17 protein-coding genes, 1 tRNA gene and 1 pseudogene are annotated in these 23,624 nt (G+C 39.0%); 9 read left to right on the forward strand and 10 right to left on the reverse strand.

The genetic code is table 11. The features are described from left to right. Positions 1–20: 20 nt before the first annotated feature. On the forward strand, positions 21–2,048 hold the full coding sequence (locus KO513_RS14350) for a six-hairpin glycosidase-like protein (protein WP_215913923.1): 2,028 nt from the start codon (positions 21–23) through the stop codon (positions 2,046–2,048). Between the two features lie 7 nt (positions 2,049–2,055). Then, positions 2,056–2,778 (forward strand): phytanoyl-CoA dioxygenase family protein, encoded by a 723-nt coding sequence (locus tag KO513_RS14355; protein WP_215913924.1) that lies wholly within the window; start codon positions 2,056–2,058, stop codon positions 2,776–2,778. A 187-nt stretch (positions 2,779–2,965) separates the two neighbouring features. Here KO513_RS14355 and KO513_RS14360 read toward each other — a convergent pair whose 3' ends face one another. The 5 genes from KO513_RS14360 to KO513_RS14380 all read right to left on the reverse strand — a co-directional run bounded on the left by KO513_RS14360 (position 2,966) and on the right by KO513_RS14380 (position 12,636). Further along, the gene (locus KO513_RS14360) at positions 2,966–3,853 is read right to left on the reverse strand and encodes a glycoside hydrolase family 16 protein (RefSeq protein WP_215913925.1); all 888 of its coding nucleotides are present in this window, start codon (positions 3,851–3,853) and stop codon (positions 2,966–2,968) included. Positions 3,854–3,934: 81 nt separating this feature from the next. Beyond that, the gene (locus KO513_RS14365) at positions 3,935–4,717 is read right to left on the reverse strand and encodes a glycerophosphodiester phosphodiesterase (protein ID WP_252735807.1); all 783 of its coding nucleotides are present in this window, start codon (positions 4,715–4,717) and stop codon (positions 3,935–3,937) included. A gap of 91 nt (positions 4,718–4,808) precedes the next feature. Further along, the gene (locus KO513_RS14370) at positions 4,809–6,413 is read right to left on the reverse strand and encodes a RagB/SusD family nutrient uptake outer membrane protein (RefSeq protein WP_215913927.1); all 1,605 of its coding nucleotides are present in this window, start codon (positions 6,411–6,413) and stop codon (positions 4,809–4,811) included. 14 nt (positions 6,414–6,427) lie between these two features. Then, positions 6,428–9,502, reverse strand: a complete 3,075-nt coding sequence (locus KO513_RS14375; RefSeq protein ID WP_215913928.1) for a SusC/RagA family TonB-linked outer membrane protein — start codon at positions 9,500–9,502, stop codon at positions 6,428–6,430. A gap of 302 nt (positions 9,503–9,804) precedes the next feature. Then, on the reverse strand, positions 9,805–12,636 hold the full coding sequence (locus tag KO513_RS14380; RefSeq protein WP_215913929.1) for a helix-turn-helix and ligand-binding sensor domain-containing protein: 2,832 nt from the start codon (positions 12,634–12,636) through the stop codon (positions 9,805–9,807). A 587-nt stretch (positions 12,637–13,223) separates the two neighbouring features. Here KO513_RS14380 and KO513_RS14385 point away from each other — a divergent pair. Together KO513_RS14385 and KO513_RS14390 are read left to right on the forward strand one after the other, a co-directional pair. Next, on the forward strand, positions 13,224–13,520 hold the full coding sequence (locus tag KO513_RS14385; RefSeq protein ID WP_215913930.1) for a DUF6471 domain-containing protein: 297 nt from the start codon (positions 13,224–13,226) through the stop codon (positions 13,518–13,520). A gap of 2 nt (positions 13,521–13,522) precedes the next feature. Further along, a complete protein-coding gene (locus KO513_RS14390) occupies positions 13,523–14,818 on the forward strand; it encodes a DNA cytosine methyltransferase (protein ID WP_215913931.1) in 1,296 nt (431 codons plus the stop codon). On the opposite strand, the gene KO513_RS14395 is transcribed toward KO513_RS14390, so the two are convergent. The 3 genes and pseudogenes from KO513_RS14395 to KO513_RS14405 all read right to left on the reverse strand — a co-directional run bounded on the left by KO513_RS14395 (position 14,730) and on the right by KO513_RS14405 (position 16,190). Then, on the reverse strand, positions 14,730–15,566 hold the full coding sequence (locus KO513_RS14395) for a Cfr10I/Bse634I family restriction endonuclease (RefSeq protein ID WP_215913932.1): 837 nt from the start codon (positions 15,564–15,566) through the stop codon (positions 14,730–14,732). The two genes, KO513_RS14390 and KO513_RS14395, sit on opposite strands and share 89 nt — an antisense overlap. A 79-nt stretch (positions 15,567–15,645) precedes the next feature. Beyond that, a pseudogene (locus KO513_RS19765) lies at positions 15,646–15,941 on the reverse strand (tyrosine-type recombinase/integrase); the annotation flags it as partial. Positions 15,942–16,117: 176 nt separating this feature from the next. Further along, a tRNA-Met gene (locus KO513_RS14405) sits at positions 16,118–16,190 on the reverse strand. A gap of 192 nt (positions 16,191–16,382) precedes the next feature. Between KO513_RS14405 and KO513_RS14410 the strand changes: the two genes are divergently transcribed. From KO513_RS14410 to der, 5 genes are all read left to right on the forward strand, one after another. Next, a complete protein-coding gene (locus KO513_RS14410) occupies positions 16,383–17,747 on the forward strand; it encodes an alanine/glycine:cation symporter family protein (protein ID WP_215913933.1) in 1,365 nt (454 codons plus the stop codon). Further along, positions 17,734–18,198: an RNA methyltransferase gene (locus tag KO513_RS14415; protein WP_215913934.1), complete on the forward strand. Its 465-nt coding sequence runs from the start codon at positions 17,734–17,736 to the stop codon at positions 18,196–18,198. Before KO513_RS14410 ends, KO513_RS14415 begins: the two co-directional genes overlap by 14 nt. Positions 18,199–18,208: 10 nt before the next feature. After that, complete coding sequence (gene era, locus KO513_RS14420; protein WP_215913935.1) at positions 18,209–19,093, forward strand: GTPase Era; 885 nt, start codon at positions 18,209–18,211, stop codon at positions 19,091–19,093. 106 nt (positions 19,094–19,199) lie between these two features. Next, positions 19,200–20,732 carry a choice-of-anchor I family protein gene (locus KO513_RS14425; RefSeq protein WP_215913936.1) on the forward strand — a complete coding sequence of 511 codons (1,533 nt, stop codon included), beginning with the start codon at positions 19,200–19,202 and terminating at the stop codon, positions 20,730–20,732. A gap of 144 nt (positions 20,733–20,876) precedes the next feature. After that, positions 20,877–22,181, forward strand: a complete 1,305-nt coding sequence (gene der / locus KO513_RS14430; protein WP_215913937.1) for a ribosome biogenesis GTPase Der — start codon at positions 20,877–20,879, stop codon at positions 22,179–22,181. A gap of 225 nt (positions 22,182–22,406) precedes the next feature. On the opposite strand, the gene KO513_RS14435 is transcribed toward der, so the two are convergent. Next, positions 22,407–23,204 carry a TPM domain-containing protein gene (locus KO513_RS14435; RefSeq protein ID WP_215913938.1) on the reverse strand — a complete coding sequence of 266 codons (798 nt, stop codon included), beginning with the start codon at positions 23,202–23,204 and terminating at the stop codon, positions 22,407–22,409. Beyond that, a complete protein-coding gene (locus KO513_RS14440) occupies positions 23,185–23,622 on the reverse strand; it encodes a TPM domain-containing protein (protein WP_215438129.1) in 438 nt (145 codons plus the stop codon). Before KO513_RS14440 ends, KO513_RS14435 begins: the two co-directional genes overlap by 20 nt. Positions 23,623–23,624: the final 2 nt, after the last annotated feature.

The raw sequence follows: 23,624 nt of genomic DNA on the forward strand, positions 1-23,624 counted from the left end.
ACATAGATAATATAGTTAGGATGAATAATAATTTAGTGACCTTGGTTTTTCTGCTCGTTGTTCAATTTCAGTTTGCTCAATTTTCTCAACATTGGACAATAGAAAATAAGAATGAGATTAAATTAAATCTTTCCGAGGGAAAAAATATACCGTATGACGATAATATTGAAATGTCTGGTAAACGTGTATCGGCCATAGTTTCCTATAATATAGATAAGGAAAAACAGTTGTCGGTTTCAAGGCAGGTATTTTTTCCTCAACTAAGGACATTTATTAAAACCAACGACCCGGATTGGAAGCATTACAGGGCTTATTTATCCCATACTTTTTCTGATAATATTTTACCTACATTAATATTGAAAGAAAAAATTTACACACCAGGTGCGGTCAGAAATGTTAGAATTAATGGAACACTGGTAATAGAGCATGAGCCCGAACAGGGAGTAGCTTTGGTTCGCACATTTTTTCCGTCAACGGACCAACGTCTATTCGTTGAACAATGGGAGCTTGTTAATACTACTGATTCAACGGTACATTTTGTTGGGAGGAACACCCAAAACACTCGTTACTTAAGAGGGGTTAAGGGAGAATATGAAATAAATGGCACAAGCAATCTCACAGAGGATATCCGTATAGCTGGAGGGGAATCATATCTATTTTCAGTATATGTATCCGCAAGGATGAATGACGAACCAAAATTAACTATTCACAAGGATGAATATTATCAGCAGCGTATAATTTTTTTGAATAAAATGAAAAGCTCGTTGCAGCTTGTAACACCAGATTCAACTTTAAATACATTATTTGAATTTTCTAAAATTCGTGCTTCTGAGAGCATATTCGAATCAAAATTAGGCATGGTTCATTCTCCGGGAGGTGGGCGTTACTATGTTGGTTTTTGGGCTAACGATCAAGCGGAATACGTAAATCCTTTTTTTCCGTATCTAGGTTATGATTTGGGCAATCGGGCGGCAATGAATATGTACAACTTGTATACGAAAGAAATTAATCCGGAGTATCAAAATATAAGATATTCATTTGAAATGGAAGGTGATGCCCCTATCAGTACTTTGGACCGCGGTGATGCGGCAATGATAGCCTATGGTGCTGCACAGTTTGCCTTGGCATCAGGAGATAAAGAGGGTGCCCGAAAGCTGTGGCCTTTAATAGAATGGTGTTTGGAGTATAATAGGAGAAACCTAAATGAAAATGGCGTGGTAGTTTCGGAATCCGATGAAATGGAAGGAAGGATTGAAACAGGTAATGCTAATTTATCTACATCTAGTTTATATTATGGAGCGTTAAATCTAGCCGTTGACCTCGGGCTTTCATTAGGAAAATCTAATAGTAAAATCCGTGAATATAAAAAGGCAGCGGTTAAATTAAGAAAGAACATTGAATCTTATTTTGGGGAAACTATTGATGGTCTGGAAACTTACAAATATTACAAAGAGCATGAAAACCTAAGACATTGGATTTGTCTTCCGTTGGTTGTGCAAATTTTTGACAGAAAAGAAGGAACTATAGAAGCTCTTTTTGAAAAGTTATGGACGGATAATGGGGTTCATGTAGAGAAAAACGAAAAAAACTTAGAAATATCAAAAGTCTTTTGGGATAGAGGAACATTATACGCACTCAGAGGAACTTTTCTTGCTGGGGCTACTGATCAATCACTGAAAAAATTGAAAGAGTTTTCGGAAAAACGCTTATTAGGAGACAGAGTGCCTTATGTAGTGGAGGCCTTTCCAGAGGGAAATATGGCGCACCTATCAGCGGAGAGCGGTTTGTATTGTCGTGTTTTTACTGAAGGTATGTTCGGTATTGTACCTATAGGTCTAAAGAGTTTTAGATTAATTCCTAGATTACCTAGTACATGGGATAAGATGGAACTAAATCATATAAAAGCTTTTAAGGCTGATTTTCATATTAAAGTTCTTAGAGAGGGGAAAAAGATTCGCGTTAGAGTAGTTGGAAATGACGGACATGTCTTTAAGAGTTCCTTAATACAGGAGGGTGATTCCTTAGAAGTATCCTTAAATAAAATTTAATCTTGCTATGTTGAAAAAGGATTTTGTAAATAATGGATTTACTTCTTTAGAAGGGCTGTTGTCTATTGACGAAGTTTTTGATATAAGAAAATTGTACGATAAGCTTTTAGAAAATAAGAAGCTTACTGCCGGTTTACGAAGTGATTTGTCAGGCTATACCGCACAGGGCGAGTCTATTGAGAAAATCACACAAATTATGCTTCCCAGCCGTATTGAACCGCAACTTTTGGAAAAACAAGCCTATAAAAGGGCCTTAGTATTAGCAAAAAGTTTGTTAGGCGACGATATGGCTTTGGATTTTGACATGCTTATAAATAAGGCACCCCTTACAAATACAGAAACACCTTGGCACCAAGATGCGGCGTACTGGATAGATTTACCGGACAAAAGATCTGTAAGTTGTTGGATTGCATTAGATGACGTATATGAAGAAAATGGGTGTATGTGGTTTGTTCCTAGATATGACAATCATTTATTCAAACATACTCATAGTAAAGAGGGTGGGGCGCTATCTATAGCTATAAGGCCTAAAAATGGTAAACCTGTTCCCTTAAAAGCAGGAGGGTGCACATTTCATGATGGTTTTACCCTTCACTTTAGCAAAGGCAATAGCACCAACGGCCCACGGCGAGCCCTAATTTTAAATTTTAGACCTCAAGAAATGATACAGTTAGAACGTGAGCAAGGTGTAGATCATACAGGGGAAAGAAAGTTTAGAGAATCTAAATAATTAGAATTAGCAATAATATCATTATAGAAAAATAGTATTTACTAAGTCCCCGTTCCCCATATATTTTCTTTAGCCTAAACCAGTAGACAGTGAAAATGGGATAGGGTTTAATAAATAATATAAGCAGAATCTTTTCGTGGAAAGTTTCGGGGGAGGCTTTTTATGGATTTACTTAACTCGTAACGTGCTATTTTTGGTATACCCTAGCATAGTCAACTATCATTTTCTGAGGAAAGATACTGTCATCAATGCCTTTTAATCCTCCCCAACTACCACCAATGGCCAAGTTCAATTTTAAATGGAAAGGCTGGTCAAAAGGCCATTCGGCATCGGTTTTGTGGAGGTTTTCAAACTGATGGTACGCAGTACCGTCCAACAGAAATATAATTTTTTCGGGAGTCCATTCAATGGAATACTCGTGGAAATCGTCATAAGGGTTTTCTATAAAAACAGATTTGCCTACTTCGGTTTTTTTGATGTGGTTGAAAGCTTCGGTGTGCACCGTACCAAAAATCGAATCGCTTTGATAGCCAACGTGCTCCATGATGTCTATTTCACCGCATTGGGGCCAACCTACCTCTTTCCAGTTTTTGCCCAGCATCCAAATGGCTGGCCATGTTCCTGTGCCCTTAGGTAATTTGGCCCTAACGCTCACTTTGCCGTATTTCCATTCGTTTAGGTCTTTGGTGGTTATACTGGCCGAGGTATATTTTCCATACTCCTCCTTTTTCATCCAGTTATCGTCCTCTTCGGAAATGAAGGCCTCGTTTTCTACCTTTTCCTTATGGGCCTCAATAATAAGAAAGCCGTCCTCAACACGAATGTTTTTTGGATTATCAACATAGTATTGTGCTTCGTTGTTCCTGATAAAACCTATTTCATAGGCCCAATTGGCAGGATTTGGCTCGCCATTCCCGTCAAATTCATCGGCCCATACCAATGTATAGCCTGTAGGCGATTCCTCTTCCGCCTCGGTATCGATGGTTTTCTTGTTGTTGTCATTACAGCTAATAAGGGTAATAAGGCCAATAAAAATAAGAGGTATTAGCTGTTTTGAAATTAGGGACTTTTGCATGGGTTTTAGTTATGTATACAAGATAAGAAACTTCGGGAAAAGGTAATGGTTGTAACTAGGTTGTTCAGGGTGGAAATCGCTTTAGCGTTGTGCTGTTTTATTGAGTAAGAGTTCGGGTTCGTTTGTGGTTATAAAATCAAAATCGTTTTTCAAGAACCATTCCATGTCTTCCTCTTCATTTACGGTCCAAGCATTTAGGGCTATTTTGTTCTTTTTAGCACTTATGATCCATTCGGGATGGTTTTTAAACACGGATAAGTAATAATCGGCCCCATCGATGCCGTCACGCTTCAATATTTCAGGAGATTTGCTACCGTCTAGATACTGTGTATGTACTTCAGGATTCAGTTCTTCCAATCGCTTTAAAATATCATAGCTAAAGCTTATATACACCACCATATGTTGTGCCTTAAGCTCGTTTATCATATTATAGACTTTCTCAGCGATTATAAGCCCCCTTTCCTTATCCTTAGAAGGTTTAATCTCACACACAAGGCGGGTTTTTGTATTGTTTTCAAGGCCGGTCAAAATGTACTGCCTTAGGGTGGGCAATATCTCTCCGTTCTTCAATGGAAATTTGCTTAGGTCTTCATAAGAGCTTTCTTCAATTTCCAGGTTTGCGTAATCTGGGTCATGGGTAATTATCAAAGAATCGTTTGCTGTCATACGTACATCAAATTCAGTACCTGTATATTGCATTCGGATGGCTTCCTTTAAGGAAGCTATGGAGTTTTCTGGTAAATTTTTTGCCTTCCATGCTCCTCTGTGGGCCACTACTTTGTTTTGTGAAAAATCCACGGTCTTTTTTGTGGTTGAACACGAACCCACTAGAATCATTGTCATTAATAGAACAACACATCTCATACTTTGCATTTTAAACATTAATATTTGGGCACAGGCCTTAAGACCTATGCCCAAATTACTCAACTCAATTAATAATTATTTGGGGGGACTTTTAATTATATCCGTCGTTTTGTGGGTAACCGGGGCCTAGTAAATCAAGGTCGATTTGTGCTATGGGAAAATTGATGTAGTAAGGCTTCCAATTTGTGCGTGGGTCTTTTTCTCCCAAGTTAGCGGGAAAGTATTCACCATCACCTGCATAGTTCGTGATTTGCCTATTAATGACCTCTTGCCCCATTCTTTTTAAGGTAAACCATCTTTCTCCTTCAAAGGCAAGTTCACGGGCGCGTTCGTCCAATATGGCCTGCTCATCTACAGTGCTCAAAGGAGCGGCTCCCGCCCTTGTCCTTACCGCGTTTATATAGGGTAGGGGGTCTCCACTAGAGCGCATTATGGCCTCTGCCGCTATCAAGTAGGTTTCGGCCAACCTGTATACCATTATATTGCTTCTTTGAAGGTAGGAATTGGGGTTGTCGTTTTCTTCTGCAAATTTTATACAAGAGGGGTGAAGCCTTTGGTAGTACGAAGTATAGGTGTCACTAGGGTTGTTCAAATCTGTAATAGGCTTATAGATTTTTATTTCTTGGTTTATGCTATCTCCAGAGGTGTAATAATATTTTAGTCTAAAGTAAGTATCATCATCCCGGGTATCATTGGGGTCTTCAGAAAGAAGGTCCAGCAAATATTTGTTAGGAAGAATTCTTGAGAATCCTCTGCCTGATTGTGCTATATTGGCTTCTATTCCAGAAATCTGAAAATACTGGGTAACATAGTTGGCATTGATCATGGTATTGTCTCCACCGCCCAATAAATCGTCTTGAGACTGTATTACGAATAAGGCCTCTGCGTGGTTTTTATCTCCGGAAAAGACCTCCTCCGTTGTAGACATCAGGCTATGGGGGCCTTCTTCTATAAGGGAAACGGCTTGGTATTTGGCTTCTTCCCAATTACCTTCCCACATGGCTACTTTAGCTTTTAAATGCTTTGCTGTACCCTTTGTTACGCGACCAAAGGTATCGTTCCATTCCAAATGCTCTACGGCGAAATCCAAATCGCTGTTCAGTAATGCAAAAATCTCTTCTTTTGATGACTTGTCATTGATAACGTCAAAAGCATTGTCTACCGTAACCGTATTGGTGGTGACGTAGATATTGTTGAACATGCGATATAGATAGAAATAAGAGGTTGACCTAAAAAACTTGGCCTCGGCCAAAACTTGGTTTCTTACCTCCTCATCAATATCTTCTAAGCCCTCGGCCGCATTAATAATCTCCGTGGCCTTATTGGCAATGTTGTAAAAGTGTTTCCAGAATAAAGAAGATACAAAGTTGGCACCTTGGTCTACGGGGGAAACACCTCTTTCATACCTGCCCATTAATCCGGTATAGCCAGTTCTACTAAAGGCAAGATCACTTCGTGAAGACATTAACACCCCGCCCATAAAATCTTCGGTACTGTTGTCATATCTATCCCTATTGAACTTGTATAGGCTTACTACTCCAGATTTTAAACCATCTTCGGTAGTGTATATATAATCCGAATCAATCAAGGTACTTGGTTGCTCCTCTAAATAGTCATCACACGATACAGCTATTATGACTAAGCTTAGTAGGGCAAATATCTTCTTTAATTTTAGGTATAGTTTTTCGGTATTCATAATTTCTTATTTTTTTAAAATTTAACCCTTACACCAAAAGTGAAACTTCTTGCATCTGGATAGCCGGTGTCGGCATTAGAAAAGGTACTTCTAATATTTACTTCGGGACTATAGCCTATATAGTCAGTATCTGTAAAAAGGTTCGTTCCAGTAACATAAAATCTAATCTGCTCTAAACTTAGATCTGAGGTTATTGCATCGGGTAATGTGTAGCCTAAACTAACAGTCCTTAATCTCACGTAAGACGCATCTTTTACTGCCAAGGCATTTAAATAAAGAGGAGTACTATCAAAATCAGGTCTAGGAAACGATGTGGAAGGATTTTCGGGAGTATAATAATCTACTTTAACACCATTAAGCTTTCCAGAAAGCGTTCCGCCGTTATTAAAATCGGATAAAAAAGGATTCACTTTAGCTGTACCTTCAACCGCATAGAAATCTACGAACAGGTCAAAGCCTTTGTACGCTAAGGAAGTGGACAATGAACCGAACCAGTCGGGGTTAGGGCTTTTAAAGACCCGGTCTTCGGGGGTTATTTTTCCGTCCGGTATTCCGGTTTCGACGCCATTTTCATCTACGCCATTGGTATCTTTTATTTTGATGTCACCAGCTCTTAAATTTTCTTGTGGAAGCGCCGACTCAGGGTTAGCCTGTGGGGCGTTGGCAAAATCTTCACCTTCTTGCCAAATGCCGTCAAATTCATACTGGTAAATTACGCCAACCGGCTGGCCCACGTAGTACCCATAGGTGTCATCTTCAGTGATGGGGTTACCGTTGCCATCATTATAAAGTTCCAACAACTTGTTTTTATTCTTTGACCAATTGGTTGAAACCGACCATTTAAAATTATCCGTATTGATAATATTGGCCGTTAGATTTAATTCTACACCGGTATTTTGTAGTTCTCCGGCATTAAAAAAGGTGTATTGGTAACCTGTGATGGAGGGTACTCCTCGCCTAAGTAATAGGTCGGTTGTTCGAGCATCGTAATAATCGATGTTACCTGTTAAGAATCTATTGAACAAAGAAAAATCAAGTCCCAAGTTCAGGGTGGTTATCCGTTCAAATTTCAAATCAGTGTTAGGGAGAATGACTGATGGCGAGTATCCTGAGAAGGATTCCCTGTCAAAAGTATAGTTTTGTCCATCCGCGGTAAATAAGGAGGTATAGGCACGGCCAAGATCATTAACCAAAGAACCGTAACTAGCCCTGAGTTTTAGCTCTTGAATGGCATTGACATCCCTTAAAAAGTTTTCGTTATGCAGTTTCCATGCAGCGGAAGCAGCCGGGTTAAAGCTCCATTTATTGTCTTGTGAATTTACCGAAGCTCCATCGGCCCTAGCGGTTGCGGTGAGCAGATACTTATTATTAAGGTTGTATCTGGCCCTGGCCATAAAGGAAGCCAGCCTTTGCTGGTTTTTGTCACGTTCTACTGTAACGTTCCCCACGGCGTTAGATATACCGTCATAGCCCAAACTTTCATTTGAAAAACCTTGCCCTTCGGTAAAAGTTCTACTGTATTTGTTTTCTTGGGAAGATTGAACCAGGGTTAGGTTAAGCTTGTTGTTCTCGTTAAAGGCCTTATCATAGGTCAATATGTTTTCTATTAAGTAAGACTCTGTCAAACGGTTGTCTATTCGGGCGATACCATTGACATCGTCGCCAGCGGAACTTAGTGAAGATTGGTATTGTCCTCTCTCCGAAGTTCTTCTGGTAAGGTTGGTCTTTAATTGATACTGTAGGTCTTTAGTGATTTGCCAAATGGGGGTGACGTTGATTACATAGTCGTTCCCTTTTTCATCATTGTCTTGTTCCCGTAGGTTCCAGATGGGGTTTACGGCAGATAATTCCTCACCGCTTGGAAATTGGGTGAGGTTGCCGTCTTCGTCATAAGCTCTGCCCAGTGGGGAAGTAGTAATTACGTTCACGTTAGCGGCTCTTTCAGTATCATCGTTCAAAATGTTTAAGTCAAAATTCACTGAAAACTTGTTGCTAATTTTTTGATCGACGTTTAATCGTAACGTTTTTCTTGTATAACTTGAAGTTGGAATAATACCTTCTTCCTTAAAGTAATTTATACTACCAAAAACCTTTGTAAATTCTGAACCGCCACTAATGCTCACGGCATGACTGTTAACATAACCGTTCTTTACCAATTCATCCTCCCAATCAATGAATCCGTTATTGGCTATAGAGGCCAATTCTAGCTCGGAAAAAATATCCTCTTCATTGGGGTAGGAGCCATCAGCAATGTTAGATCGGGCAGCTTCCCTTCTTAATTGGGCAAACTCTTGTCCGTTGTAGACGTCAAAATTACGCTCTATTGTTTTTGAGCTTACAAAACCATGATAGTTTACGCTTACTTTTCCGGTTTTACCTCGCTTAGTAGTAATTAAAACAACACCATTGGCCCCTCTTGAGCCGTAAATTGCCTGTGCAGAAGCATCTTTTAAGAATTCAACGGACTCAATATCATCTGAGTCTATATCTTCAATTCCTCCGTCCCTAATGATGCCATCAACAACGTAAATGGCACTAATACTACCTTCAATGGAACCTTGTCCTCTAAAGATGATATCGGAAGTGCCACCTGGTCTTAGGGTTCCGCCTCCTACATTTACTTGAAGTCCGGCTATTCTACCTCTAAGCATTTCGTTCACATCAGAAGTAGGGGTCAATAGGGCTTTTTCAACATCGGTTACGGCAACTGCATTGACAACGTCACTTTTATTTTGCGTACCGTACCCAACTACAATAACTTCTTCCAGTTGGCTGGAATCTTCCTGTAATGTAATTGTTATAGAGCCTTTTGAAATGGGTACTTCCGTAGTAGCGTATCCAATGTAGGATGCAATCAGGGTAGTGGCTTCTTGGGGTGCGTTCAAAGAGAAATTACCGTCAAAATCGGTAGATGTGCCCTGGGTGGTTCCTTTGGCAACGATGGAAGCCCCCGCTAAGGGAATTCCATTTTGGTCAAGAACTGACCCAGTTATTTTTTGCTGGTCTTGCGAATAGAGGACTATAGCAGAAAATACATTAAGCCAAAGACACAGTAGCTTTTTTCTGGGATTAAATAGTTTGATAATCATAGAATGTTGGTTTTGTTCAAGATTAAGAGTTGAAATTTTAGCTAGTTATATATTTATGTAAACAAGAACATTGAGTTCTGCTGTTACCAATGTATAGAGATTTACCTTTTGAAAAGCGAAATACGGCACTACAAAAACATACATATAAAAACGAACTTGCATTGCACTAGGGAAGTCCCACTGTTTATGGTGTTCGTGGCGATTTATATGTTTGGGTAATTAAGAGAAAAATGAGTTTAAAAGAAAGGAATTTGGTAATTTGTAGGGGTAATGTAGAGGTGAAATTTTGTTTGTTTTAACTTTTAAATGGATAAAATATAGTCTGTAAGCTTCGTTTCTCTATTTAAATTGAGTTTTTTTCGCAGCCTAGAACGCCGTACTTCTACACTTTTAACGGAAATATTAAGAAGCGGTGCTATTTCCTTAGACGATAGGTTTAATCGTAAATAAGCACAGAATTTTAGGTCATTGGAAGATAAGTTAGGATGCAGTTCTTTTGCCCTTGTTAAAAAATCCCTATCCGTACTATTAAAGGCTTCCATAAAAATTTTCCGATCTTTTGAACTGTTCAGATTTTTATCTATTAGTTTTATTACCGGATGTGTCTTATTAAATAGATCGTTACTTTTTTTAAGTTCTTTTTTAACCCTTCTTAGTAATTCGTTTCTTTTTACTAAACTCATGGTGGAAATGGCCAGTTCTCTGTTCTTGCTTTCTATTTCTTGGTTAAGCTTTTCATTGGTCAGTCGTGTCATTTCCTGTTCGCTTTTGATGTACTTCAACTGCAATTCTCGTTGACTTTCGAGCATATTTTTTTTATTCTGTCTACGATAGTAGGTCTTATATGACTTGTGGACTATGAAACCAAGGCCAAATATGAGCAGGGCGTATGCCAACAGGGCTAAATTGGAGAGGTAAAATGGCCGGGCGATAACAAAATTGTATTGTACCGTATTAAGTGAAGCATGGTTTCCTATTTTTGATTGGACCCTAAATTCATAATCTCCAAAAGGCAATTTTTCAAAGGTTACTGATGGTTTTGGACTCCATTCGCTCCACGAATCATCCAGTCCTTCTAATCTATATTGGTAGCTAACATTGGTGTACTTACCGTATTGAGGAACGCTATAATGAAAATCAAGTGTTGATTCCTTGTAAGAAAATTGGCCTTTTTTGAGTATAGAGACATACCTGGTCTCCTTTTCACTTTTCGTAACACCAACTTTGTCTAACATTAATTGATGGGGCTTGTTTGGAACCTTATCAAGGTCTATTAATAAGTACCCATTTGTTTTGCCTATTAGGTATTTGTTGTTGTCTATTTGGGAGATATTTTCAAAGCTAAGAGTCATTTTTCTCCAATTATTTCCAATGGGAATGGAATTGAAGTCTACCATATTGTTCAACGGACCTTTTTGGGTATAGCCAATATGGGTCTGTTTAAAACTCCATAGCCGTTCTCTTTGATCAAACACTAATTTTCCTGATAGGTATTCCCCATCTGAAATGAGTGGGCTTAAAATAGAGTCCTTTGTAAATTTATTTGTGCGTGGCTGAAGCTTGAAAATTCCGTTTTGATTTGTGTAGAGCAAATCATTATTAACCTTTACTATTCCAGAAGCTTTGCTTTTTTCAACGTCAGGAAGCAAGGTGGCAGAATCAAAAGACAATAAGTCGTTGTTCAGTATTAAGCGATAGATTCCTTTAGTTTCATGATTGACCCATATTTCATGTGTATCTAGAATTTCAACAAAACGCGATGAAATTTCAAATCCTTTAATTTTGTGGTCTAGTTTCCATGAGCCTTTATCTTTTTCCAATATGGCCAAGCCTGAATAATGACCAATGAGAAGTTTATGGGGCCTGTTGGGTATGGGCTTAAAGTTCCAGACGCCATCAATATGGGCAACCAATGATGCCGTATTCCCGGTAATGCTAAAGACACCATTATTGTGTCCGCATAGCAGCTGGTCGTTTTCGGAATAAAGAGACCAAACTTGGCCTTCTGTCCCTTTTATAAATTTCAGACTTTCATCAGAACCTAAATTTTTATAGAATAGCCCTTGATTAGTGCCGATATATAATTTTTCATTGTGGGTGATGGAAGCATAAGTTGTGCCAAAAGTGCCATCTCGGTCATTGTACTCTCTTATGTAAGACTGCCTGTTGATACAATCTAGGCCATTATCCAAGGCTGCCCAGACATTGGCGTCGGCATCTTCAAACAAATTGAGTACGGTGTTGTTGCTTAAACCATTTTTTTGATTGATTACCCCTGTCATTTGTCCATCAGTGGACATTGAAATAATGCCTTTTGAGATGGTTCCCAGCATAAAACTTTTGTCCTTTAACTGAATACCTCTAAATACGCGGGCATTTTGAAGCAGGGTATCGGCGGGAATGCGCCATTTTTTAAGAGTGCGGTCTTCTATTTTGTACAGCCCTTTGGTACGTGTTAATACTACTAGTCCGTTATTTACGGAGAACATGTTAAGTAGAAATTTTACGTTGAGGTTTTCCGGTATGGTCGCAATCAATTTTTCTGTTCCGTTTTCAAGATTGAAAATTCTTCCGTCGTATTTCTGAAGGTAAATTTTCTGACCAACCTTGAATATTCTGTAGTTGTTTTCTTTGTCCGTAGAAAAGTTTAGTTGCTTTGAATCGGTATCGTAGAAATAAAGGCGGTCATATGACTGAAAAATTACGTATTTATCAAGTCCCTCAATATTCCATATGATTTCATCTTCAAAGAGCTTTTCTTTTATAGACTCGGAGATAGAGTGGTAGTCCATTGCCCCTTTGTTGTTTTTGGTCCAGTAACCGAACTCCATATAACTGCCCGAATAAACTTTATCCTTATAGGAAGATAATGAGCGAATTGCAGTATTGTTAAATGAGGGATATAGAGTCCATCTAGAGCCGTTATACTCTAACAATCCTTCATTGTTGGCCACGTAAATATAACCCTGAAGGTTCTGGGTTACGTCCCAATTCTGGTTTTCCGCTCCGTATTCCGAAGCTGAAAATTTAACGATTGGAGGGGTTTCTTGAGCGTGCAAAAACTGTAGCCCAAAAAGCAGTGCTATGGCAAGTTTATAGAGGCGAAAAAAACAAAGGTTATTGGAGGTATGCATGTTTCTTGATGGTATAACCTATAAACAGTTCAGGCAAATTTACAAATATGTAATTTGCAGACATTCTTTACTATAGGCTAATATAGTTCTTTTAAAGGGGGTCAATCTTTTAGGGTATACAGAATTTTGAAAGTTTGAATAAGGGATACGTTTTTAAAATATCGAAACTGATGTCTTACTATCGTTTCCTGTAAACCTTCAAACCGTACAAATAACCAAATGCCCTGTCTGCACATCGTAGAAGAGTAATCTCCCAGCCAGATATATTAGGAGCTAGTATCAATATTTACTAAGCGCTTCTACCAAGAATCCAAAATTAGAATTCCGTTTCTGTTCGGACATAAAAAAAGCCTCGTAAAGAGGCTTATATGAATCCGTTTTTTTGTCTTGTCAATGGTTTGTGCAACGGTTACCATTGTTGGCTACTGTAGCCCGATTAGCACTGTCGTTTTTTTACTATTTGTTTTCTTTTTTCAGTTCACTTTTCCCGTAGAAGAGTTTCAAATCTAATTAATTTCAAGAACCTTATACCGGCATATTTAAATATATAATTGCATATTTGCAAATATATATTCAGTAATGAGATTATGGATCATATTGATTGGAATGAGCAAGCTAAGCGGTTATTAAAGTCAGAGTTAGTTAAAAGAGGGGTTTCCAATGAAGAATTAGCCTTTCTTTTAAAGGAGTTTGGAGGCAAAGAAACAAAGGCTAGTATTGATAGTAAAATTAGCAGAGGAACATTTAGTGCAGCCTTTCTTTTACAATGTTTGAATGCTTTGGATTGTAAAGACTTTGATCCCATAATAAAAGAATATAGTGTCGTTGAAGAATCCAGAGCAAAATATTATCGAACTAAGCAGATAGAACAAGCAAGTAAATGATTATGGAGTATACCGATAAAAAAAGTGATACTAAATATATTGAAACTAATACAGTTCAAATACCGGATGGGAAATTTCCAGTTGTTAGCTTGTTTTCCGGGGCTGGTGGATTAGATATTGGCCTAGAAGGTGCAGGTTTTAGGACTACAGTTTGTGTAGAGTTTGATACTGATTGCAGAGAAACTTTGAGACATAATCGACCAGAATGGCTTTTATTTGAGACTAGTGCTAAGGTCGTATCTGGCAAAATAACTACAAGAATTCCGGGTGATATTAGAGATATAGAGGTAAAAGAACTTCTTGATTTAGCTAATTTGAAAAAAGGAGAAGCATCTCTTGTGGTCGGAGGTGCGCCATGTCAGCCCTTCAGTAATATTGGCAAAAAGCTAGGCAAGGAGGATGAAAAGAACGGAGATCTGTTTCTTGAATTTGTGAGAATGGTAAAAGGAGTAGATCCAAAGGCATTTATTTTTGAGAATGTCGCAGGCATAACCCAGCAGAAGCACTCCGAGGTTATCGACTACATGGTTGATAATTTCAAAGGGCTTGGATATGGGATTTCCCATACGATTCTTAATGCTGCTAATTATGGTGTACCTCAAAGAAGAGAAAGATTTTTTTTGATAGGAATTAAAGGAGTAGAAAAGCCATCTTTTCCAATACCAACTCATTTCAAAGATAAAAATCACTATCAGAAATTCATGGAGAGTATTGGGCGTAAACCTGAGAATAAGTTTGAAAAATGGGTATCGGTAAAAGATGCTTTTGATAAAATACCGAAAGATCATGTTTTAAGAAATGATTATGCTTTGATGAACATTTCAGAGAAGGTGATTAATAGGATGAAATACATTAATCAAGGAGAAAACTTCAAGGTAGTTCCACAAGATTTACTCCCGAATTGCTGGAAAAATGGCAAACATCAAGGGAATGACACTTTCGGACGATTAGTAGAAGGTTTACCATCTGTAACTATTAGAACAGCAGCGTACAATCCCTCAAAAGGAATGTATATTCATCCGAATCAAAACAGAGGATTAAGTACAACCGAAATGGCCACACTTCAATCATTTCCATATGATTGGGAGTTCAAAGTTAAGAGCAGAGATAAGGTGACTTTAGTTAGTGGGGGGAAACAAATCGGGAATGCAGTACCTCCTGGTTTGGCGGAGGCGTTGGGAAAATCGATATTAACACAATTACAACCAACTAAATCAAAATCTGTTGAAAAACTTGATCAGCGTTTTGCATTGAATTCACCTCAAACACATCATCAACAGCAGCTTGAGGTAAGCTAGATACAGTTGTTATTGAATGAGTAGCAACAGTTCTTAAAGCGTTTCTATCAGGATTGCCTACACTAGTAGCAACCGCATAGTATTTAAGACCGGGAGGGTTGATTACCCATTTTCTAGTTTGCAAATGAATGTATATTGCTTTCATTAAACTTCCTTCATGAGCAATTTGTAATCTTCTATCAGGTCTAAATGAAGTTTTAATAGATATATATCCAAGTATTTGATCAAATTCACAACTGTTGGTGAAGTTTGTGTACACGGAGTTTAAAAAAGCGATGGAATTTGTATCGAATCGTCCTATAAGTTGTTGGTTTGGTATAATTCTATTGGCAACTTCTCTTTTTATAATTACAAAATCAGGATTTGATGTAATAAGCTGAACCTGAGCAACATTTTGAACTTTACTCCTTAAGTCTTCAATTAAATGGGTTAGTTCTTGTGTGTATAGGTGGGCTACATCGAATTGACTAATATTAGGTAGCAATATTGCTAAATCAGCACTTGGGTTATTTACAAATGTATTCCAAGCTGAAATTGCTAATAACCATTCATACCAGTCTCCATGAGCATTACTTAAAGCCTCTCTGGTTATGGCTGGATCTTGCTGCCGTACCTGAATATCCATGTCATCAAGCAGATCAGAAATCAATTGAGATGGACTGGGTAAATTACCGTTTAAAATCTGTACAAATGTCTCATCCTTAATTATTTGAGATTTTCCTGAAGGCAGTTTTCGAATAAATGTCATATGTATTGATTCTTAAAGCTATTGTAGCTAACAATTGGCTGAACGTACCTCGTTACGTTTAGCCCTTTTTTTAGTAGTACTAATCTAGTGGATTTTTAATGGTTTCAAAAGTGTTTGTAGCAACATGAGTATATATTTCAGTTGTTTTGGTAGAACCATGACCTAACAAAACCTGAATTTGTCTTAAATCTGTGCCTGACTCTAAAAGATGGGTGGTAAAACTATGTCTTAATACATCAGGTGTCACTGTTGTTCTTATTCGTGCCCTATTAGCGGCTGTTTTACAATTTTCAAAACGCTGGCACCACTATATTTAATTCCTTTTTTTCCTTCAAATAAATATAGTTGAGGCGCAGATTTCTTATAATAATTCCTTTGGGAAGAATAAATATTTGCTGGTCACATGGGAGGATTGTAGGAGCAAGAACCTAAATGGTAATAACTAAGGCCGATCAAAAGGTTAAAGTTTCAGAAAAATAAATTACTGTACCTATGTTAAGCCTGGGTCATAAAAAAAAGCCTCTCAGTTTCCTGAAAGGCTTTTAGTTTAGTAGCGGGGACTGGACTCGAACCAGCGACCTTCGGGTTATGAGCCCGACGAGCTACCTACTGCTCTACCCCGCGATATGGGTTTTTATCTCACTTGTCTTGCGACTTCAGGTCATTACGCTGACGAGATAAAGGTCCGCTACTATTTGTAACGGGCTGCAAATATACAACTGTTTTTTACTTAAAACCAAACTTAGAGCAGAATCTTTTTATGCATACCCTAAAAAATCTCCAAATTCCATACCTTCGGGACTAGCAAGCCTACGTATGGATACAATTAACGATTTTATTTCTGCAGCGCTACCCTTTACGGAGTGGCCCATGTTTCTTTTACTTATTGGAGGTGGACTTTTTCTGGTCTTCTATTCTAAATTCTTACCCTACAGGTACTTTGGTCACGCCATTGCCATAACGGCAGGTAAATATGATAATGATAAGTCCGAAGGAGATGTAAGTTCCTTTCAGGCCCTATCGGCCGCTGTTGCTGCAACAGTTGGTTTGGGAAACATTTCCGGGGTGGCCATTGCCATTCATGACGGTGGTCCGGGTGTAGTGTTTTGGATATGGGTTACCGCCCTTATCGGTATGTGTATCAAATTTTATTCCTGTAGTCTGGCCATTATGTTCCGTAGTACGGACTCCAATGGTAAATTGCAAGGAGGTCCCATGTATTATATTACACAAGGTTTGGGACCAAAAGCAAAGCCATTGGCATTATTTTTTGCGGTCTGTGGTCTATTCGGGTTTTTAGGTGTTTTTACGGCAAACCAGTTTACGGAAACTTTTATGAGCGTTGTGGAGCCCAATGAAACCATAGCCAATTTTGGCGATTTTAATTGGCAGTTGGGTATTGGGGTTGTTCTGGCCGTGGTGACGTCGTTCGTCATTTTTGGTGGACTTACCAAAATTGCCAAAGTAGCATCAGCCATAGTTCCATTCATGGTATTGGTTTATCTAGTGGCGGTGGTTGTGGTTATGGTCTTGAACGCTTCGCAGATAATACCTTCATTAAAGTTGATAATCACGGAAGCCTGGAATTTTAAGACCGTTGTAACCGGGGGGTTCTGGGGTCTGGTCATTATTGGGGTTCGTAGGGCTATGTTTTCCAATGAAGCAGGTTTGGGTAGTGCGCCTATGTACCATGGTCAGTCTAAAACGGATAATCCTATAAAAGAGGGGTTGGTTGCCATGCTCGGCCCTTTTATAGATACTATTTTGGTATGTACATTTACTGCCGTAGTCATTATATTAAGTGGAGCTTATTTGGAGGATGGAAGCGGAATAGTAATGACCCTTTCGGCATTTGAGACTACATTGTTCGGTTATGGCGATGTTTTGCTCATGATAATTGTTACGGCATTCGCCTTTTCTACTTTGTTTACGTATTCGTACTACGGCGTAAAATGTCTTTCTTTCTTGACCAATGCAAAAATCGGCAAGTTTTATAACTGGTATTTTGTACTTATGATTGTATTTGCGGCCGTAGCTTCTTTGGATTTGGTAAAGAACCTTATAGATCTTTCCTACGCTTTAATGGTCATACCCAATATGATTGCCGTACTTTTGTTGGCACCAAAGGTGAACAAAGAGGCAAGAAAATATTTTCAGAGGTTAAAAGGTGAGCACGGATAATTTTGAACATGAGTTTTTTGGTATCGGTATCCAAAACGGAAAAACACCGGAAAATTTAGGGGTGTTGTGGCGAACGGCACAAAATCTAGGGGCCAGTTTTATCTTCACGATTGGTAATAGATATGCCAAACAGGCAAGTGATACGCACCATGCGGTGAAGGCCATGCCTTATTTTCATTATGAAACGTTTGAAGCATTCTATGAAAATTTGCCCAAGGGTGCTATGCTGGTAGGCGTGGAAATGAAGGAAAATGCGGTAGACTTGGAAACTTTTGAACACCCAAGACGATGCGTATATTTGCTGGGTGCTGAGGACCACGGACTTTCCAAACAAGCTTGTGAAAAGTCGCACCATTTGGTTCGTTTTAAATCGGTAAAAAGCCTCAATGTGGCCGTAGCCGGAAGTATTGTTATGTATGATAGGAATCTATCAAAACCGCGAATGCGTTAAAAGATAAAGTATGGGAAATCATAAATCCGGATTTGTAAATATTATAGGTAATCCCAATGTGGGGAAATCTACTTTAATGAATGCCTTTGTAGGCGAGAAACTATCTATAATTACCTCTAAGGCGCAGACCACAAGGCACCGTATTTTGGGTATTGTTAATGGCGATGATTTTCAGGTGATACTTTCGGATACCCCGGGAATTATCAAACCGGCCTACGAACTGCAATCTTCCATGATGAATTTTGTAAAATCCGCTTTTGAGGATGCAGATGTACTTCTGTACATGGTAGAGATTGGCGAAAAGGCATTAAAGGACGAAGCTTTTTTTGAGAAAATAAAGAACAGTAAGATTCCCGTTTTACTTTTGTTGAATAAGGTAGATACCGCAACGCAAGAGTTGTTGGAGGAGCAGGTACAGTACTGGCAAAAAATGCTTCCAACGGTAGAATTGCATCCTATTTCGGCCTTGTCCAACTTCAATATTAAAAATATTTTTGAGCGTATAATCGAATTGCTTCCAGAGGCGCCCGCTTATTATCCAAAAGACCAATTGACGGATAAGCCCGAGCGGTTTTTTGTTAACGAGAATATCAGGGAGAAAATCTTGATGTACTATAAAAAGGAAATTCCTTATTCCGTAGAAATAGAGACCGAAGAGTTTTTTGAAGATGAGGATATCATTAGAATGCGCGCGGTAATCATGGTAGAGCGCGACTCTCAAAAGGGTATTATAATCGGTCATAAGGGTGCTGCCCTAAAAAGGGTAGGGGTAGAATCACGTAAAGACCTTGAACAGTTTTTTGGCAAGCAGGTACATTTGGAGTTGTACGTAAAAGTCAATAAAAATTGGCGTAGTGATGCCCGTCAGCTAAAACGTTTTGGTTACAATAACTAAACTTCTTAACCATTTGGTAGCGTTCTTTTAAACATTGGTTGTTTTTTAGCTAACCTTAAAGTGATCCTGAAATTTCATCTTTGGCGATTAATAACCAAACTTGAAGATGAAAAATTTTAGAAGTATTTCACTTGCCCTAGTGGCACTTACAGCTTTTTCCTGTGAGAAATTAGAAGACTATGTTGGTCACCCGGATGAGGAACCAATCGTAAACACATCAGAACTTACTTTTACAAAGATTGGAGGATTCGTAAATGGCTCCGGTGATGAGGGCTTCGCCGAGATTAGTGCGTATGATTCCAAAACCGGTAAGTTATTCGTGGTAAACCCTGTGGAGACCGAGGTTTCTGTTTGGGATATTTCCGAACCTACAATTCCATCTAAACAATCTTCTATTTCCTTAAGCGGAACACCTAATAGCGTTGCGGTTCACGGTGGTCTTTTGGCCATAGCCGTAGAGAACAGCAACAAACAGGCAGATGGTACTATAGAGGTTTACGAAACAGAGACTATGGCTTTGACAAATTCCTATACTGTTGGTGCATTGCCGGATATGGTTACATTTAGTCCTAATGGTAAGTATATTGTTTCCGCTAACGAAGGGGAGCCAAATGATGATTATACCGTTGATCCGGAAGGCTCTATTTCGGTAATAGATGTAGAAAACAATAAGGTAAATACATTGGCTTTTACGAGCTACAACGGTCAGTCTATAGGTAATGACTTTAGAGTTTTTGGTCCCGGTGCTACAGTTGCCCAAGATATTGAACCGGAATATGTTGCTGTTTCCGATGATAGTAAATATGCCTATGTTAGCTTACAGGAAAACAATGGTATGGCCGTGGTGGATCTGACCACAATGACCTTGACCGATGTTTTTGGTTTGGGCGTAAAGGACCACTCACTTCCTGAAAATGCTTTGGATGCAAGTAACAAAGATGATATTGTTGGAAACTTTAAAACATGGCCGGTTCTAGGGTTTTATATGCCCGATGCTATCACTTATGCCAAAATTGGAGGTGCAGGTTACATCATTTCTGCTAACGAAGGAGATTCCCGTGATTACGATGGCTATTCAGAAGAGGAAAGAGTAAAGGACCTGGAATTGGACGCAACGGTTTTTCCAAATGCAGAGGAACTTCAAGCTGATGAAAATTTAGGTAGATTAAAGACTACAACGGCCAATGGCGATACAGATGGCGATGGCGATTTTGATAAAATCTATTCTTACGGTGCACGATCGTTCACAATTTGGAGCCCTCAAGGTCAAATGGTTTATGATAGTGGTGATGATATAGGAAGAAGAACTTTGGAAATTGCACCTGCATTGTTCAATAATGATGAAGGTGAAGCAGATGATAGAAGTGATGACAAGGGTGCGGAACCTGAGTCTGTTACTACCCTTAAAATTGGTGAATCTACATTGTTGTTCGTAGGCTTGGAAAGAACCGGTGGTGCTATGGTGTACGATATTAGCCAGCCTTCGGCCCCTGAGTTTTTAAAGTGGATTTTCAATACACAAGATGTTGCTCCAGAGGGACTTTTGGTAATTCCTTCCGATGAGTCGCCTAACGGTGAAAACCTTTTGGTAATAACCAACGAAGTATCAAATACCGTTTCTATTTACGAGATAAAATAGTAGGTTTCAACAAACTATAAAGACAGAATCCCCTAATTTCATTTTGAGATTTGGGGATTCTCTTTTTAATTTACTTACGATTAGTGGTTTAGAATTGCGATTCCATCGGGATTAATACTATTTTTGCAGCAAATTTAAGGAAGTATGAGTGCTATTGTAGCCGTTGTAGGGAGACCAAATGTAGGGAAATCCACGTTTTTTAACCGTTTGATTCAAAGAAGGGAAGCTATTGTTGATGCCGTAAGTGGCGTTACCCGTGACCGTCATTATGGAAAAAGTGATTGGAACGGAAAAGAGTTTTCATTAATAGATACAGGTGGCTACGTACAGGGTAGCGATGATATTTTTGAGCAGGAAATAGATAAGCAGGTAGAACTTGCCATTGATGAGGCCGATGCCATTATTTTTATGGTAGATGTTGAAAGTGGTATTACGGGCATGGATGAAGATGTTGCCAATTTGCTCCGTAGGGTTAAAAAGCCCGTATTTCTTGCGGTGAACAAAGTAGATAATGCCAAACGTGCGGAAGATGCAGTAGAGTTCTATGCGTTAGGTTTAGGTGATTATTATACGCTGTCCAGCATTAACGGTAGCGGTACGGGAGATCTGTTGGATGCTTTGGTAGAAGTGCTTCCTGAAAGTGAAAAAGAAGAAAGTGAGTTGCCAAGGTTTGCCGTTGTAGGAAGACCTAATGCCGGTAAATCATCGTTCATAAATGCTTTGATCGGTGAAGATAGGTATATTGTAACCGATATTGCCGGTACTACAAGGGATAGTAGCGATACAAAATACAACCGTTTTGGTTTTGACTTTAATATAATTGATACTGCAGGTATCAGAAGAAAGGCCAAGGTAAAGGAAGATTTGGAATTTTATTCCGTAATGCGTTCCGTTCGTGCTATTGAACATTGCGATGTTTGCTTGTTAATGTTTGATTCCACACGTGGTTTTGATGGTCAGGTGGAAAATATTTTCTGGTTGGCACAACGAAATAACAAAGGTATTGTGGTCTTAGTGAATAAATGGGACTTGGTGGAGGATAAGGAAACCAATACCATGAAGGAATATACCCAGCGTATTAAACAGGCCATGGAACCTTTTGTAGATGTGCCGATCATCTTTATTTCGGCATTGACCAAGCAACGTATTTATAAGGCTATTGAGACGGCCGTAGATGTGTATAAAAATCGTTCCAAGAAAATTAAGACACGTCAGCTTAATGACGTATTGTTGCCTATTATTGAACGCACACCGCCACCTGCTTACAAGGATAAGTATGTAAAAATCAAGTACATTACACAGTTGCCAACAAACTACCCTCAGTTTGCGTTCTTCTGTAACCTACCACAATACGTTCGGGAACCTTACAAGCGTTTCTTGGAGAATAAATTGCGGGAAAACTTTGATTTTAACGGTGTTCCCATTACTATTTATATGAGAAAGAAATAGGTGTAGACATTTAATTATCCTCCTTTAGAGACTTATATAATCCCCATAAACAATTTGGTTGGTCTAAATGGTTTATGGGGATTTTGTATATAGGGACTAAATATAGTTCCAGCTCAGAATTGTAAATTGATGAGGTGTTTATTCAAACCAAACTATATCGGTTATTAACCCTCTTTTCATCATCAACTTCAGGTAAAGTTTGGGAATCGAGATAGAGCTAAAAGATTACCATCCGCCTGAAGCACCGCCGCCTCCAAAGCCTCCACCTCCGAAACCGCCACCAAAGCCACCGCCGGAACCTCCTCCAAAACCACCGCCTCCAAAGCTGCCGGAGCCTCCACTACGACCCATATTGCTCAAGATGATAATATCCCAAAGGTCTAAGCCTCTTCCGCGTTTGCCTCCGTTTCTGCCACCACCTCCTCGTTTGTTTCGGTTGGATAGGATGATAAGAATAATGAAGAAAATAATAAATGGTAAAAACTGTCCCAAAGGAAAGCCACCGCCATCGTCAAACGAACGCTCTTCTTCAAACTCCCCATTAAGAGCTTGAAAAATGGCATCAAATCCGGCGTTTAGGCCTCCGTAATAATCGTTTTGTTTGAACTTGGGTAGAATGGCCTGGTCAATAATTCGGCGAGACAGGGCGTCGGTAAGCCTAGATTCTACGCCATATCCTGTGTTAATGGCTATTCTTCGGTCGTCCCTGGCCAAAAGTATAAAAATACCATTGTCCTTTTTATCTTGGCCAATTCCCCATTTCTCGCCCCATTGAGCCCCAAGAAAATTGATGTTCTCTCCTTCCGTAGAGCTAATAATGGCAATAACTATTTGTGTAGACGTACTGTCCGAATAACGAATCAATTTTTGCTCTAGAGCCTGTTTTTGACCACTACTCAATAGATTTATGTAGTCGTAAACACTGGTCTGTAACTTAGGCGTGTCCGGAATTTGAAATTGAGCCGTGACCAGACTATAGCAACAGAGTAAAATGATGAGTAGACTACCCCTTAGATACTTCATTGCTGAGTTCATTTTTATCGCCGCGCTGCCAAGGAAAATGGGCTTGGAGTTCTTTTCCGGCTTTTAAGATACCATCTATGATACCTTGCTTAAAGTTTCCTTTTTTAAATTGGTCTTGAATAACATCTTTGGTAGTATTCCAGAAATTTTCCGGTACCACCTTATGAATGCCGCTATCTCCGTAAATAGAGAATTTTCTATCGTTTACGGCAACGTATATCAAAACTCCGTTGGCTTCTTTGGTATTGTCCATTTTTAAGAGTAGAAACACTTCTTTGGCCCTATCCATTGGGTCTAGCCGCGTATGGGGTTCAATATGTACCCTGATTTCGCCAGAAGTGTCTTTTTCGGCTTTTATTATGGCCTCAACAATTTCTTGCTCTTCCTCTGCGGTTAAAAATGCTTCTACTCTGGACATAT

Origin of the sequence: Zobellia sp. B3R18 (assembly GCF_018860715.1) — a bacterium.
GTDB lineage: Bacteria > Bacteroidota > Bacteroidia > Flavobacteriales > Flavobacteriaceae > Zobellia > Zobellia russellii.